Source organism: Marinovum sp. J2-8 (genome assembly GCF_055808435.1).
The window spans coordinates 59,616-76,008 of record NZ_JBVVRZ010000010.1 but is presented as its reverse complement, the minus strand read 5'-3'; the positions used below and the strand labels follow the sequence as shown (position 1 = coordinate 76,008).

The window sequence follows — 16,393 nt, the reverse complement described above, 5'->3', positions numbered from 1 at the left end:
ACATCCCCGGATTGGTCAACGCTACACTCCACATATCAAAACAGGATATCAGGAGACGCGCTATGGGACCGTTCCCGCACGAAGCCCCGAAATCGACCATCACCGCGGAAAACCCCGCCGGCACCGACGGTTTCGAATTTGTCGAATTTGCCCACCCGGAACCACAAGAGCTGCGCGACCTGTTTTCCCGCATGGGTTACGAACATGTGGCCACCCATAAATCCAAAGCGATCGAGCTTTGGCAGCAGGGCGACATCACCTATGTGCTGAACGCCGAACCGGGCAGTTTCGCCGCCAAATTTGTCGAGGAGCATGGACCCTGTGCGCCGTCGATGGGCTGGCGTGTTGTCGACGCCCAACACGCGTTTGATCATGCGGTGGCCAAGGGGGCCGAACCCTATGAAGGCAACGACAAGACCATGGATGTCCCGGCGATCAAGGGCATCGGCGGCAGCCTGATCTATTTCATCGACCAATATTATGAAACTTCGCCCTACAACGAAGACTTCAACTGGATCGCACAATCCAAGCCGCGCGGCGTGGGTTTCTACTACCTCGATCACCTGACCCATAACGTGTTCAAGGGCAATATGGACAAATGGTTCGGCTTTTATGGCGATCTGTTCAACTTTCGTGAAATCCGGTTCTTTGACATTCAGGGCAAATTCACCGGCTTGTTTTCCCGTGCGTTGACATCGCCCTGTGGCCGCATCCGCATTCCGATCAACGAAGATCGCGGCGAAACCGGCCAGATCGTTGCCTACCTCAAGAAATACAATGGCGAGGGCATTCAGCATATCGCCGTCGGGTCACATGATATCTATGACGCGACCGATGCGATTGCGGCCAAAGGTGTGAAGTTCATGCCGGGCCCGCCCGACACCTATTACAAAATGTCCTATGATCGGGTCAAAGGCCATGATGAGCCGCTGGATCGGATGAAGACACATGGCATTCTGATTGACGGCGAAGGCGTGGTCGACGGTGGCGAAACCCGCATTCTGTTGCAGATCTTCTCAAAGACGGTGATTGGCCCGATCTTCTTTGAATTCATCCAGCGCAAAGGCGACGATGGGTTTGGCGAAGGCAATTTCAAAGCCTTGTTTGAAAGCATCGAACAGGAACAGATCGACAACGGCGAACTGGCCCCGGTCAAGTAACTGCGACGCGGTCCCGGACGTGATCCGGGACCTCTCGCCCAATTTCATGAGGTCCCGGATCATGTCCGGGACTCCCCCTGCGCCGCGCCGTCGTTTCCCTGGGTGACACCGTCATGCACCGCCCTATGATCAGCAGCAAAGTGATCACTTAGGGGGCTGCCATGGGCAATCTGGAACAACGCATCGCGCAGGGGCGCGGGGATGAAACGGCGGATCTGGTCCTGCGCGGCGGGCAGGTGTTCTGCCTTGTGACCGGTGACTTCATCACCGGGGATGTGGCGATCTGTGGCGACCGGATCGTGGGCATCGGCGCAGAATATGATGGGCGCGAGGTGGTCGATGTCTCGGGCCTGACGTTGGTGCCCGGGTTCATCGACACGCATCTGCATATCGAAAGCTCGCTGATCACCCCCTTTGAATTTGACCGCTGTGTTGCCCCGCGCGGCGTAACCACGGCGATTTGTGATCCGCATGAAATTGCCAATGTCGTTGGGCTTGACGGAATCCGCTATTTCCAGAAAGCCAGCGAGCACACGCTGATGGACATTCGCGTGCAGCTGTCATCCTGCGTGCCCTCAACCGATATGGAGACCGCAGGCGCCAGGATCGAAGCCGATGATCTGGCCGAGGTGATGGGGCACCCGTCCGCTATCGGATTGGCGGAATTCATGAATTACCCCGGCGTGATCTTTCGCGATCCGCGCGCCATGGCCAAACTGCGCCTGTTTGAGAACGCCCATATTGACGGCCATTGCCCGCAGCTCTCTGGCAAGGATCTGAACGCCTATGTCGCGGCAGGTATCCGAACAGAGCATGAGGCAACCACGGCGGAAGAGGCGCGTGAAAAGCTGCAAAAAGGCATGCGGGTGCTGATCCGCGAAGGCTCGGTATCCAAGGATCTCGAGGCGCTGGCAGAGCTGCTGACCGAACGGACCAGCGCCTATATGTGCCTGTGCACCGATGACCGCAATCCTCTGGATATCGCGGATCATGGCCATCTGGATTACATGATCCGTCGGCTGATCGAACGCGGCGTGCCGCCACTGGCCGCCTATCGCGCCGCATCGCTGTCTGCCGCCGAAGCCTTCGGCCTGAAGGATCGCGGCATGATCGCGCCGGGCCTGCGCGCGGATATCGTTGCAATCGACACCCTCGAGGGATGCCATGCGCAGATGGTTTTCTGTGCCGGGCAACGCGTTGATGATGCGGCATTTGCGGCCCGTGGCCATGTCGATGTTGTGGGGCGCAACTCAGTCAAAGCACCGCGCGTCAGCGCCGCCGATTTCCGCGCCACCGGCAACCGCAGCGCCACCGATGTGATCGGCATTATCGAAGGCAAGATCATCACCGAACACCTGACAGAGGAAATAGCAATCGAAGACGGCGATAAACGCCCAGACGCCGCGCGCGATCTGGCGCGCATCGCGGTGGTCGAACGCCATGGCAAAAACGGCAATATCGCCACGGGTTTCGTGCGCGGCTTCGGAATGAAGGACGGGGCTATTGCCTCGACCGTCTGCCACGATCACCACAATATCGCCTGCGTTGGCATGGATTATACCGATATGGCAATCGCGGCAAACCGCCTGTCAGAAATAGAAGGCGGGTTCGTCGTGGTGCAAGGGGGCAAGGTGCAGGCAGAACTTGCCCTGCCGGTGGCGGAACTCATGAGCCTTGAACCCTTCGAAGTGGTGCATCAGCATTTGATCTCGCTGCGCGACGCCGCGCGCGCGCTTGGCGTGGTTCTGGAAGAACCTTTCCTGCAGCTGGCATTTCTTGCGCTACCGGTTATCCCGGCCTTGAAAATCACCGACCGCGGTATGGTGGATGTGGTGAAATTCGAGATCATTCCCGGCTGACCCTGGCAAGCGCCAGGGGGCAATGTTCACTGAACCTGCAAAAGGGGGCCAGCCCCCTCGGCCTTTGGCCTCACCCCCGGGATATTTCCGGTCAGATGAAAGTCGTAGCTCGTTGGTCTCTTCTTCTGTTTGAAAATATCCTGGGGGGTCTGGGGGGCTAGCCCCCCAGCCTGTCGGCGCGCCCCGGCGCGACGAGACCACAATATAGGGTTGAGGCGGTTAAATCGGGTAGGTCTGGGCCATATCGGCAATCCCTGACCTGCAATGCTGGGTCATGAATTCGACAAATCGGCGGATCTTTGGATCCTGCAAGCGGCGGTGTGGGTAGAGACAGCCGAAAATTGAGGGATGTGGCGGTGTGGCGGGAAGCACCTCACATAAATTTCCTGCTGTCAGATGGCCCGTGATCAGGAAACGCGGCACATTTGCAATCCCTTGCCCCGCAAGGGCCCAATTGATCAGCACATCGGTGTCGTCGGCGTCGAATTTACCGGCTACATCCATTTTGCGAGGTCCGTCTGCTGTGTCCAACAACCAGAAATATTCTGGTGAGCGGGGATAGCGCAGCAACAGACAATTGTGATCCGCCGACAGCAAGGCGTCGGCGTTTTGCGGTGTGCCGTGGCGCGCCAGATAGTCAGGGGCCGCGCATAGGACCCGGTCGCATTCTGCAATTTTGCGCAGGGTGAGGTTGCTCTCTTTTGGAATGCCGATAAAGAACGCGACATCCAGACGTTCACCCAGAATGTCCACCTGCCGGTCCGACAGGCGCATTTGAACCTGGCATTCCGGGTAGAGGTCGGTGAATTTTGGCACCAGTGGCGCAATGATCCGACGTCCGACCCCCAGCGGTGCTGTTACCCGGATCACGCCACGCGGTGTGTCCGAGAAATTTGCCACCACCGCTTCGGCGTCTTCCAGCGCGGCCAGCGCCTGGCGCGCGTGGTCGTAGAACACCCGGCCCACCTCGGTCGGGGTCAGGGATCTTGTCGTGCGATTGAACAGCCGCACGCCCAGGTGTTTTTCCAGTTCCTTGATCCGTTTGCTGGCCACAGCCGGCGTCAGGCGAAGATCGCGGCCGCCCGATGTGATCGACCCCAATTCCACCACGCGCACAAAGACTCGAAGGCTTTCGACATAAGGCATTTGCGTGGCTCAATTTCCCGGAAGGTTTCCGAAGTCTACCCCCAAGGCGGGCCGTTTATCAACGATCTGTTGAAAGTATTTGCCAATTGCGACCGTATTTGTTGAACGAAAATGGGCGTAAAACCACCGCAAGGCCAAGCACACCAGCGGGAGACGCCAGATGCAGGAACGCCATGAAATCCACTTTTTGTTGAACGGCCAACTGGTCTCGCTGCCTGATGTGGGCGCGTCGCAGACCCTGTTGGACTTCCTTCGGATCAATCGCCGTTTGACCGGCAGCAAAGAGGGCTGCGCCGAGGGCGATTGCGGCGCTTGCACCGTTCTGGTTGGTCGGTTGGCAGCGGGCGTTCTGCGCTATGAGGCGGTGAATGCCTGCATTCGGTTCCTGGCGACGCTTGATGGCTGTCACGTGGTCACGATTGAACATCTGCGCGGATCAGGGGGCGGATTACATCCGGTGCAACAGGCGATGGTCGATTTCCACGGCTCGCAATGCGGCTTTTGTACGCCGGGTTTCATCATGTCGCTTTATGCGCTGTGGATGGAGGTGCCGGAGCCAAGTCCGGCACAGGTCGAGACCGCGATTTCAGGGCAATCTTTGCCGCTGTACCGGGTATGAGCCGATCATCCGCGCCGCGGTGGCCGCCAGCCGGTATGGCACGCCAAGCGCCGATCTGCTGATGCAGGAACGCGACCGGGTGACGGCGGCGCTGACCGCCATGCAGGATGGCAACCGGGTGGTGACAGGGCCAGAGGACAACCGCGCCATCCTGCCCGGCAGTGTCGATGATTTCGCCGAAGTCTATGCCGGGATGCCGGATGCCACCATTGTGGCCGGGGCGACGGATGTGGCGCTTTGGGTGACCAAGTTCCTGAAACTCATCGGCCCGGCGATCTTCATCGGCCATCTTGATCGGTTGAAGGGGATCGAGGTCTTGGACGCCGACGTGCGGATTGGCGCCGGTGTCAGCTATTCCGAATTCGGCCCGGTGGTGGCGGAACATTTCCCGCATCTGGCCGAATACTGGAACCGTATTGCCGGTTGGCAGGTGCGCAACATGGGCACGATTGGCGGCAATATCGCCAATGGCTCGCCCATTGGTGACACGCCGCCGGTGTTGATTGCCATGGGGGCCGAGGTGGTGCTGCGCCGGGGGGGCGCGCAACGGGTTCTGCCGCTGGCCGACTACTTTATCGACTATGGCAAGCAGGATCGTGCGCCGGGTGAATTCGTCGCCGAAATCCGCGTGCCGCTGCCGAAACCGGGCGACATGTATGCCGCCTACAAGATCTCAAAGCGGCGGGACGAGGATATCTCCTCGGTGGCGGCCGGGTTCGCCGTGACCGTTGAGGGGGGCGTCATCACCGCCGCGCGACTGGCCTTTGGCGGTATGGCTGCGACGCCGAAGAGGGCCGCAAGGACCGAAGAGGCCTTGATCGGCCAACCCTGGTGCGAGGCAACATTCGACGCCGCCGCCGATCACATGGCACAGGATTTCACACCGCTCACGGATTGGCGCGCCACGTCGGATTACCGCGCGACCGCCGCCGCCAACCTGCTGCGCCGGTTTTTCCACGAACATTCCGGCGAAACGCCGGTGCGGCTGGCCGTGGCATAAGGGGAGGGTAGGACCATGAAAGATCAAGTGACAATTCAAGGGGCCGTCAATACTGACCTGCGCCACGATAGCGCGATCAAACATGTGACCGGGCGGGCGGAATATTGCGACGATATCCCGGAACCTGTTGGCACATTGCATGCCTATCTTGGTGTGTCGGATGTGGCCCATGCGCGGATCAATGGCATCGACCTGGGCCCGGTGCGCGCGGCGCCCGGCGTGATTGGCGTGCTGACCGCGGCTGATATTCCCGGTGCAAATGACATCAGCCCCACGGGCCGCAACGACGAACCTGTGTTTCCCACCGACAAGATCGAATTCCACGGCCAGCCGCTGTTTGCCGTTATTGCAGAGAGCCGCGATGCGGCGCGGCGTGCGGCGGAACGGGCGGTGATCGACTGCACCGTGCTGCCCCACGCGCTTGACCCGATCAAGGCGCAGGAGGCCGGTTATCCGCATGTCACCGACCCGTTGAAGCTGGAACGCGGCGATGTGGCGACCGGGTTTGCCGGTGCGCCCAACCGCATCAAAGGGCGGATGACCGTCGGCGGCCAGGATCACATGTATCTGGAGGGTCATATCGCCTTTGCCATTCCGGGTGAGGATGACGATGTGATCGTCCATTGTTCGACCCAACACCCGAGCGAGGCGCAGCATATGGTGGCGCATGTGTTGGGCGTGCCGTCCAATGCGGTCACGGTCAATGTGCGGCGTATGGGCGGCGGGTTTGGCGGCAAGGAAAGCCAGATGAACCTCTTTGCCTGCGTCGCGGCGATGGCAGCCAAGAAATGGAACCGCGCGGTGAAAATTCGCCCCGACCGCGATCAGGACATGACTGCCACCGGCAAGCGGCATGATTTCGTCATCGACTATGACGTGGCGTTCGACGACGCGGGCCGTATTCAGGCGGTTCAAGGTGAGTTCGCCGCGCGCTGTGGCTGGTCCTCGGATTTGTCCGGGCCGGTCACCGACCGGGCGCTGTTTCATGCCGACAACGCCTATTTCTATCCGCATGTCCGGCTGACATCCCGCCCGATGAAGACCAACACCGTCTCCAACACTGCCTTTCGCGGTTTTGGCGGGCCGCAGGGCGTGGTCGCCGCCGAACGGATGATCGAAGAAATCGCCTACAAGCTGGGTCGCGACCCGCTCGATGTGCGGATCGCCAATTTCTATGGCGGCGCGGGCCGGAACCTGACGCCATACCATCAGGAGGTTACCGACAATATCCTCGACCGGCTGATCACAGAGCTGACGGATACCTCAGACTACCGCGTGCGTCGGGCCGAGATTATTGAGGCCAACGCCAAGAGCCGGTTCATCAAACGCGGCATCGCGCTGACGCCGGTGAAATTCGGCATCTCGTTCACCGCCACCCACTATAACCAGGCCGGGTCGCTGATCCACGTCTATTCCGACGGCTCGATTCATCTGAACCATGGCGGCACCGAGATGGGGCAGGGGTTGAACACCAAGGTCGCACAAGTGGTCGCCGATGCATTCCAGGTCGATTTCGACCGGATCAAGATCACCAAGACCACCACCGAGAAGGTGCCGAATACTTCGGCCACCGCCGCCTCTTCGGGATCGGACCTGAACGGCATGGCGGCGCTGGACGCCGCGGATCAGATCAAGGCGCGATTGGTGGCCTTTGCGGCGGAACACTGGGATGTCGCCGAGGCCGAGGTGGTGTTCCTGCCGAATGAGGTCAAGATCGGCGAGGAAATCGTCAGCTTCACCGCATTGGTCAAGGCCGCCTATATGGCGCGGGTGCATCTGTCTGCGGCCGGGTTCTACAAGACCCCCGATATTCATTGGGACCGTGCCAAGGGGCAGGGGCGGCCGTTTTTCTATTACGCTTACGGCGCGGCCTGTTCCGAGGTTTCGGTGGACACGCTGACCGGCGAATACCGGGTCGAGCGGACGGATATCCTGCATGACGTGGGCCGCTCGCTGAACCCGGTTCTGGACAAGGGCCAGGTCGAAGGCGCGTTCATCCAGGGCATGGGGTGGCTGACAACCGAGGAGCTTTGGTGGGACGATGCCGGGCGGCTGCGCACCCATGCGCCATCGACCTATAAAATCCCGCTGGCCAGCGACCGACCCCGGATTTTCAATGTCGATCTGGCCGAATGGTCGGTCAACCGCGAACGCACGATCAAACGGTCCAAGGCGGTGGGCGAGCCGCCGTTCATGCTGGGGATTTCCGTGTTCGAGGCGCTGTCGATGGCGGTGGCAAGCGTTGCAGAGTACCGCGAATGCCCGCGTCTGGACGCGCCTGCCACGCCGGAACGGGTGTTGATGGCGATAGAGCGTCTGCGGGGGCGGGGCTGATGCGGACGGCGGAAAAGCTTGCGCATTTTCTGGCGAATGAGCCTGCGGTGCGCCTTCGGCTGACCCGGGTGCGCGGATCATCGCCACGCGATACGGGGACAGAGATGTTTGTCACCGCGCAGGGGCTGTTTGGCACTGTGGGCGGCGGCCAGCTGGAACATATCGCAATCAATGCGGCGCGTGATCTGTTGCGGGCCGGGGATCTGGCGCAGGTGCTGGATGTGCCTTTGGGGCCGGAAATTGGCCAATGCTGCGGCGGGCGGGTCGAGGTCACGCTGCACCGCATGTCCGCCGCCGACAAACAGGACGCGATTGCCGGGGCCAGGGCACAGGAGGCAGCAGAGCCTGCGGTCTATATTCTGGGGGCGGGGCATGTCGGTCGCGCGTTGGCCAATCTGTTTCAACACCTGCCGGTGAAACCCATCCTGATCGACCAACGGCGCGAGGAGCTGGCGCAAAGCCAGGCCGAAGTCGAACATCGCCAAAGTGCCATCCCGGAGGTCGACATCATGACTGCCGCGCCGGGCAGTGCGTTCATTGTGCTGACCCATGATCACGGGCTGGATTTTCTTTTGGCCTCCGCCGCGTTGGAGCGCGGCGATGCGGCCTATGTGGGGCTGATCGGCAGCGCCACAAAACGGGTCAAGTTTCGCAATTGGTGCCGTGATCAATGTGATGGTTTGGAAATCGACAGCCTGGTCTGCCCAATCGGGGCGGGGGGCAGCGGTGACAAGCGACCGGCGGTGATTGCCGCCTTTGTGGTGGCGGATGTGCTTGCGGCGCTGACGGCGCAACGGCCCGGCGCAGACGGGTCTTTGGGACGGCCCATGTCACAGGTCGCGGCGGAGTAACACAACATCTGACGCATCGGGAGGAGTGGTGCGGCAGATGCCAACAAGGAGGAGATCCCGATGCGGGATGCGAGTTACACCTACAGGCTGTTTGACCGCAGCGATTTCAGCGCGTTTTGGGCGCTTTTTACCGACAACCTGATCAACCTGATGGTGCTGGCGGGGATCTGTCAGTTTGTCTTTCAGATGCCGGCCGAGATCGTGTTTGGCCGTATCGTACCGGGCGCGGGCGTGGCCATTCTGGCCGGTATCGCGGTCTATGTGCTGCTGGCCAAACGCGCGGCGGAAAAGGCCGGTCGTGATGTCACGGCGCTGCCTTATGGCATTTCGACGCCGGTGATGTTTGTCTATCTCTTCGGGGTGATCGGGCCGATTTACTGGGCCACCAATGATCCGGTGCTGGCCTGGCAGGTCGGCATTGGCGCGGGGTTCATGGGCGGTATTGTTGCCGGGATGGGCGCGCTTGTCGGTCCCTGGCTGAAACGGGTGACACCGCGCGCGGGCATGTTGGGCACGCTCTGCGGGATTGCGCTGGTGTTCATCGGTACCGTGCCATTGGCCACGGTTTTCGAAAATCCCTTTGTCGGATTTGCCTCTTTGATCATCATCCTTTGGGGGCTGGTCGGGCAGTTTCGTTTGCCGTGGAATATGTCGGCCGGTCTTCTGGCGCTGATCATCGGCACCGTGGTGGCGATTGCGCTGGGGCAGTCGAGCTTCAGTTTCGAAGGCGTCGGGTTTTATCCGCCGCTGCCCTATTTTGGCGACCTGATCATCGGAATCCAGCACCTCTTTAACAACCCGGAACTGTTCCTCGTGCTGGTGCCGGTGCAGATCTATAATTTCATCGAAACCATGAACAACGTCGAAAGCGCCGAGGCCGCAGGCGATCATTACCCGGTTGCCACCTGTCAGATCACCGATGGCGTCGGCACGATGATCGGCGCAGTCTTTGGCTCGCCCTTTCCGACCACGGCCTATATCGGCCACCCGGCGTACAAACGCATGGGCGCACATGCCGGGTATATCATTGGTGTGGGCGCGGTGATCCCGCTGGCGGCGTTCTTTGGCCTGCTGGCGTTCCTGAACAACCTGATCCCGGTGGCCGCCGCCGCGCCGGTGCTGGTGTTTGTGGCGCTGAGCCTGATCACCAACACCGCGCATTCGGTCAAGACCGAACATATGGCGGCCGTCACCTTTGCGATGATGCCGCATGTCTCGGCCTTTTTGATGGTGAAATGGAATTCGCTGATGGGCGCGCTGGGCGCATCGGGGGCCGAGGGGCTGCCGCAATTGGGTGACCCGGCACTGACCGCTGCCTTGCTGCAACAGGGCGCGCATTATCAGGGGCATCTGGCGCTGTCACAGGGCGCGATCCTGACCGGGCTGATCTGGGGCGCGATTGTGGCCAGCGTCATTGACGGACGGTTCCGCAATGCCGGCGGCTTTGCGCTGGCCGCGGCCATCATGTCGCTCTTTGGGGTGATCCACGGTGCCAGCCTGCATTGGCCGGACTTCAACGGCGTGTCCATGGGCTATGCGATCGTTGCGGCGTTTCTGTTCATCTACCCGATCTTTCACCGCGACGACGTCGGGGCCGAAGACACGCGGGGCAAAAACAAGCGGGCCGAAGACGCATTACCCCTGGGCGACAGCCAAGGCACCCCCGCCGAATAACCGGTCTTTCCCCAAGACCGCCAAGGCGCGGGGCATTTGGTTTCTCCCCTCATGTCCCGCGCAACCATGTTTCAATCGGACGATCACGATGCTTCAAACCATGACCAAGACCCTTTTGCGTGGCCGGGTTCTGACCTTTCACGCCGCCCCAACGGATGAGAGCGACACCGCCGCTTATAGCTATTTTGCCGATGGCGCGATCCTGATGGCGGGCGGCGTCATCGAGGCCATGGGCGATTTTGCCGATGTCGCGGCCACAGCCCCCGGCGTCGCGGTGACCGACCACCGGCCCAACCTGTTGCTGCCCGGCTTCATCGACACCCATATCCATTTCCCGCAGGTGCAGGTCATTGCCTCCTGGGGGGCGCAGCTTCTGGATTGGCTGAACAATTACACCTTTCCGGCAGAGGTCAAATTTGCCGATCCCGCCCATAGCGCGGCGATGGCAACCCGGTTCTATGACCAGCTGATTGCCCATGGCACCACCAGCGCCGTCGCGTTTTGTTCGGTGCATCCGACATCGGCAGAAGCCTATTTCGCCGAGGCCGCGCGCCGCGATATGCGGATGATCGGTGGCAAGGTGATGATGGACCGCAATGCGCCAGAGGGGCTGACCGACACCCCGCAACAGGGCTATGACGAGAGCCGCGCGCTGATCGACAGATGGCACGGACAGGGCCGGGCACAATATGCGATCACCCCGCGGTTTGCGATCACCTCGACCCCGGAGCAATTGGAAATGGCCGGAGCGCTGGTGGCTGAACACCCCGACTGCTACCTTCAGACCCATCTGAGCGAGAACCACGACGAGATTGCATTTACCAAATCGCTCTACCCCGACGCGCCGGACTATCTGGGGGTGTATGAAAAATACGGGCTGTTGCATGAACGCGCCTTGCTGGGGCATTCCATCCATCTGGAACCGCGCGAAATTGATGTGTTGGCCGAAACCGGGGCCAAGCCGGTGTTTTGTCCCACGTCCAACCTGTTTCTTGGCAGTGGTCTTTATGATGATGTCGGGTTGCGCGGACGCGGCATTGCCGGGGCGATTGCCACCGATGTAGGCGCGGGCACCAGCTATTCCATGCTGCAAACCCTGAACGAAGGCTACAAGGTGCTGCAATTGCAGGGTCAGAAACTGCACCCCTTGGCGGCGTTCCATTGGATCACCCGTGGCAATGCGGTGGCGCTGGGGCAGGCGGATCGCATCGGAACGCTGGACGTCGGGACCGAGGCCGATGTCGTGGTGTTGAACAGCCGCGCCACCGATGCAATGGCCCTGCGGGCCGAGGCAGCAGAGAGCCTTTCCGAGGAATTGTTCATCCTGCAAATCATGGGCGATGACCGCGCAATTGATCAGGTCTATGTCGCCGGAAAGGCCCAGAAGACCGCCGCCATGGCAATGGCCGGTTAGCCCGGCGCTTGTCCTTGCCCGGTTCGCGCGGCACTTGCCGTTGCCCGGCGCACGGGCCATCATCGCGGCATGTTCCCAGCCAAGGTGACGCCATGACAACCCATGACCCGGATCAACTGCGTGATCAGATCACCGCCCTGTTGGGGCCGGGGTATCCGGGGCCAGGGTTCACATCGGTCACGGTGCGGGGGCGTCTGGGGTTTCGGGATTGGTTGCTGGAAGATCTGTTGTTCACCAATTCAGAAGGCGAGGGCATCCCGGCCCGTTTCCTGCGTCCCGCCGATGGTCATCCGCCGGTTCCGGCGCTGATCTATGCCCATGCGCACGGCAACCGCTATGAGATGGGCCGGGACGAGCTGACCGAGGGGCGCCCGGCGCTGGTCGGGCCATATGCGCCGGATCTGCAACAATTGGGGATTGCGGCGCTCTGTCTTGAAATGCCCTGTTTCGGCGCGCGGCAGCATCCGGCCGAGGGCGCACGCGCCAAGGCGCATTTCTGGCGGGGGCAGACCCTGTTCGGGCAAATGCTGGCGGAACAGCGCGCCGGCGTGGATTACCTCGCAGCGCAGCCCGTGATTGCGCAGGATCGGATTGGCGCTTTGGGCTTTTCCATGGGCAGCACGCTTGCCTGGTGGCTGGCGGCGCTGGACCCGCGTATTCGCGCCGCATCGGCCCTGTGTTCCTTTGCCGATCTTGGCACGCTGGTGGACAGCGGGGCGCATGACGGGCATGGCATCTATATGAATGTTCCGGGGCTGTTGTCTGTGGCGCGCAGCGGCCAGATCGCCGGGTTGGTCGCGCCGCGCGCGCTGCAATTTGCGGTGGGGCTTCAGGATTGGTCGACCCCGCCAGAGGCCTTTGCGCTGGCCCGCCGGGATGTCGAAAACGCCTTTGACAATTTGGGTGCACCAGAGCGTCTGTCGTTCCATGTGGCACAGGATTTCGGCCATCAGGAAACCCCGGCCATGCGCGCCGCCGTGCTGGATTTCCTGCGGGTGGCCCTGCGCGACTAGGCCTGCGCAACTAGGACGGCACAAACGTCACAAAGCTTTCAAACACCTGTGTTTTATTGGCCCGGACCTTTGAAAGAGATGGCCGGACCGCACCCCGTGCCAAAGTTTGGTATACCAAGTGATTGACAGTCGACCTGCTCACATGCCACCAAATGAACCCTAGCCGATGCGGTGATTGTTTCTGGGGGGAATGCGATGCAAAAGACAGCGGTGATAATTGGTGCCGGGATGGTGGCCAGAACCCATGTCGCTGCCATTGCGGACAGTGACGCGGTGCGGCTGAAGGCGATCTGCGGCCGTGCACCGGAACGGGCCCAGTCATTGGCCAGCGAGGCCGAGCGTTTGATGGGCACACCGGTCGCCGCGACCACGGATGTGATGTCGCTGGCACAGGATCCAGAGGTCGATTTCGCCATCATCCTGACGCCGCCCAATGTGCGGGCCGAGGTCATTCGCCCGCTGGCCGAGGCGGGCAAACATATCCTTCTGGAAAAGCCGATGGGCCGAAACGCCGACGAATCGCGAGAGGTGGTCGACATTTGTCGCGCCGCGGGTGTGACCCTTGGCGTGGTGTTTCAGCACCGGATGCGCGCGGCCTCCATCGCGGCGACAGAGATGATTTCCGCCGGCACTTTTGGCGCGCTGGGTCTGGTCGAGATTGCGGTGCCGTGGTGGCGCGATCAAAGCTATTATGACGAACCGGGCCGGGGCACCTATGCCCGCGATGGCGGCGGCGTGTTGATTTCACAGGCGATCCACACCATTGACCTTGCGTTGTCGCTGGCCGGGCCGGTCACATCGGTGCGCGCCATGGCCGCGACAAGCCGGTTCCATCAAATGGAGTCAGAGGATTTTGTGACCGCCGGTCTGCAATTTGCCAATGGCGCGGTCGGGTCGATGGTGGCCAGCACCGCAAGCTTTCCGGGCGGGGCAGAGTCCATCACCCTGCATTTTGATGCCGCCAGCCTGCATCTTGCTTCTGGGCAATTGCAGATCCGGTGGCGGGATGGCCGCGAAGAACTGGTCGGCGCGGCCGGCAGCACCGGCGGTGGTGCGGACCCGATGGCCTTTACCCATGAATGGCACCAATCCATTATCGAAGATTTCGCCGCCGCCCTGACCGAGGGCCGTGCGCCCGTGGTGACCGGTGAGGCGGCGCTTGCCGCACATGACCTGATTGACGCAACCCTGCGTTCGGCCCGCAATGGCCAGATTGAGGAGATTTCCCAATGACTTCCCCGCTTCGTTTTGCCGCCATTGGCATCGACCACCGCCACATCTATGGCATGTCGGCCAATATGGTTGCGGCTGGTGCCGAATTTGTCGGCTGGACCACAGAAGGCCACCCCGAGACCGAAGACGGGTTCGTCAAACGCTTTCCCGATGTGCCCCGCGCCGCCCGTGGCGAGGATCTTTTGGCTGATGACAGTATTGATCTGATCCTGTTGGCCAGCGTGCCCTGTGACCGTGCCGGTTGGGCGGTCAAGGCGATGCAGGCGGGCAAGGATGTGCTGAGCGACAAACCGGGCTGCACCACGCGGGACCAACTGACCGAGTTGCGCGCCACGGTGGCCGAAACCGGCCGGATCTGGTCGGTGAATTTCTCGGAACGGTTCGAAGTGCCGGCCGTGACCCGTGCTGCCGAACTGGTGGCCGACGGCGCGATTGGCCGGGTGATTCAGACGCTGGGCATGGGGCCGCATCGGCTCAACCGGCCCACGCGGCCGGATTGGTTCTTTGATCGCAACGCCTATGGCGGAATCCTGACCGACATCGCCAGCCACCAGATCGACCAATTCCTGTTTTTCACCGGTTCCGAAAGCGCCGAGGTCACAATGGCCAGCGCCGCCAATTACAACAATCCCGATGATCCCGGCATGCAGGATTTTGGCGAAATTGCGCTGCGCAGCGACAAGGGGCACGGCTATATCCGCGTGGATTGGTACACGCCGGATGCCTTGCCGAATTGGGGCGACGGGCGGCTTACGATCCTTGGCACCGAAGGCTATATCGAGCTGCGCAAATATGTCGATGTCGGCCATGAGGGCACGGATCATTTGATCCTGGTCAATGGCACGCGCTGCGAACGAATGGATGCCTCGGACGCGGGGTTGCCGTTCTTTGGCCGGTTGATTGACGACATTCGCAATCGAACGGAAACCGCCAACCGGCAGGACCATGTGTTTACCGTCTGTGATCTTGCCCTTCAGGCCCAGGCGATGGCCGAAGGCGCGCAAACTTGATCCGGGTTGCCATTATCGGCGCCGGGATTGGGGCCGAGCATCTGGAAGGCTATCGCGCCCTGCCGCAGGACTTTCAGGTTGTGACCCTGTGTGACATGGATCTGGACCGGGCGCGGGGTGTGGTCGGTGACGATGCCACGATCCGGGTCGAGGGTGACCTGAACAATGTTCTGGCCGATCCGTCGGTCGATCTGGTGGATGTCTGCCTGCCGCCGCATCTGCATTTTCCCGTGTCGGTCAAGGTGCTGCAATCGGGCAAACATGTGATCTGTGAAAAGCCGATTGTGCGGTCGCTGGCCGAAGCGGATGCGCTGGGCGCGGCTGCTGAAGCGGCCGGAAAACAGGTGTTTCCGGTGTTTCAATATCGGTTCGGCAAGGCCATGCGCCAGCTGCGCGCGTTGATGGATGCCGGGCTGACGGGCAAGCCGTTTGTCGCCAGCCTGGAGACCCACTGGAATCGCGGCGCAGATTATTATGGCGTGCCCTGGCGGGGCACCTGGAAGGGAGAGGCCGGCGGCTCGCTTCTTAGCCATGCGATCCACGCGCATGATCTGTTGTGTCATGTGTTTGGCCCAGTGGCAGAGGTCTTTGCCGCCACCGACACCCGGGTGAATCCGATCGAGACCGAGGATTGCGCCGCGCTGAGTTTTCGAATGCAAAACGGCGCGCTGGCCACCAGTTCGGTCACTTTGGGGGCGGGTGATGACACCACGCGCCTGCGCTTCTGTTTTGCGGGGCTGACCGCCGAAAGCGGCACATCCGCCTATAAACCGGCCCAGGACATCTGGACGTTCACGGCACGCGCGCCGGTGACCCAGGATCAGGTCGACAAAGTGCTGTCTGACGTAAGGGAAGGCCCGTCAGGCTTCGCAGGATTCCTTGCGGCAATTGCAAATGCGTTGCAGGGTGACGGGGCCGGGGCGGTGACCCTGGCCGAGGGTCGCAGCTCAATTGAACTGGTGAGCGCGATATATGCATCCGCGCGCAATCAGGAGGTTATTCGTCTGCCGTTGGACAAAAGTTTTGATGGCTATACGGGGTGGATGCCGCAGGGTGACACTTGATTTTTCGACAGTGATT

At 61.3% G+C, this 16,393-nt stretch carries 11 protein-coding genes and 1 pseudogene; 11 read left to right on the top strand and 1 reads right to left on the bottom strand.

Annotation, left to right across the window (positions count from 1 at the left end; all coding sequences use genetic code 11):
- Positions 1-62 precede the first annotated feature (62 nt).
- Positions 63-1,160, top strand: coding sequence for a 4-hydroxyphenylpyruvate dioxygenase (gene hppD / locus AC0L4F_RS20985; protein ID WP_244691324.1), 1,098 nt, complete (start codon positions 63-65; stop codon positions 1,158-1,160).
- Between the two features lie 161 nt (positions 1,161-1,321).
- The gene (gene ade / locus AC0L4F_RS20980) at positions 1,322-3,019 is read left to right on the top strand and encodes an adenine deaminase (RefSeq protein ID WP_244691323.1); all 1,698 of its coding nucleotides are present in this window, start codon (positions 1,322-1,324) and stop codon (positions 3,017-3,019) included.
- Positions 3,020-3,238: 219 nt separating this feature from the next.
- Here the strand turns inward: ade and AC0L4F_RS20975 are convergent, their stop codons facing one another.
- On the bottom strand, positions 3,239-4,165 hold the full coding sequence (locus tag AC0L4F_RS20975) for a LysR family transcriptional regulator (RefSeq protein WP_244691322.1): 927 nt from the start codon (positions 4,163-4,165) through the stop codon (positions 3,239-3,241).
- Positions 4,166-4,325: 160 nt separating this feature from the next.
- On the opposite strand from AC0L4F_RS20975, the pseudogene xdhA reads away from it, so the two are divergent.
- From xdhA to AC0L4F_RS20930, 9 genes and pseudogenes are all read left to right on the top strand, one after another.
- Positions 4,326-5,784: pseudogene (gene xdhA / locus AC0L4F_RS20970) on the top strand (xanthine dehydrogenase small subunit).
- A gap of 15 nt (positions 5,785-5,799) precedes the next feature.
- Positions 5,800-8,118: a xanthine dehydrogenase molybdopterin binding subunit gene (gene xdhB, locus AC0L4F_RS20965; RefSeq protein WP_244691321.1), complete on the top strand. Its 2,319-nt coding sequence runs from the start codon at positions 5,800-5,802 to the stop codon at positions 8,116-8,118.
- The gene (gene xdhC / locus AC0L4F_RS20960) at positions 8,118-8,969 is read left to right on the top strand and encodes a xanthine dehydrogenase accessory protein XdhC (RefSeq protein WP_244691320.1); all 852 of its coding nucleotides are present in this window, start codon (positions 8,118-8,120) and stop codon (positions 8,967-8,969) included. The genes xdhB and xdhC overlap by 1 nt, the downstream gene beginning before the upstream one ends.
- A gap of 60 nt (positions 8,970-9,029) precedes the next feature.
- On the top strand, positions 9,030-10,643 hold the full coding sequence (locus tag AC0L4F_RS20955) for a xanthine/uracil/vitamin C permease (protein WP_244691319.1): 1,614 nt from the start codon (positions 9,030-9,032) through the stop codon (positions 10,641-10,643).
- A gap of 100 nt (positions 10,644-10,743) precedes the next feature.
- Positions 10,744-12,057 (top strand): guanine deaminase, encoded by a 1,314-nt coding sequence (gene guaD, locus AC0L4F_RS20950; protein ID WP_244691318.1) that lies wholly within the window; start codon positions 10,744-10,746, stop codon positions 12,055-12,057.
- Between the two features lie 92 nt (positions 12,058-12,149).
- A complete protein-coding gene (locus tag AC0L4F_RS20945) occupies positions 12,150-13,070 on the top strand; it encodes a dienelactone hydrolase family protein (RefSeq protein ID WP_244691317.1) in 921 nt (306 codons plus the stop codon).
- Positions 13,071-13,265: 195 nt separating this feature from the next.
- Positions 13,266-14,303, top strand: a complete 1,038-nt coding sequence (locus AC0L4F_RS20940; protein ID WP_244691316.1) for a Gfo/Idh/MocA family protein — start codon at positions 13,266-13,268, stop codon at positions 14,301-14,303.
- A complete protein-coding gene (locus AC0L4F_RS20935; protein WP_244691315.1) occupies positions 14,300-15,313 on the top strand; it encodes a Gfo/Idh/MocA family protein in 1,014 nt (337 codons plus the stop codon). The genes AC0L4F_RS20940 and AC0L4F_RS20935 overlap by 4 nt, the downstream gene beginning before the upstream one ends.
- Positions 15,310-16,377, top strand: a complete 1,068-nt coding sequence (locus tag AC0L4F_RS20930) for a Gfo/Idh/MocA family protein (protein ID WP_244691314.1) — start codon at positions 15,310-15,312, stop codon at positions 16,375-16,377. The genes AC0L4F_RS20935 and AC0L4F_RS20930 overlap by 4 nt, the downstream gene beginning before the upstream one ends.
- The last annotated feature ends 16 nt before the right edge of the window (positions 16,378-16,393 follow it).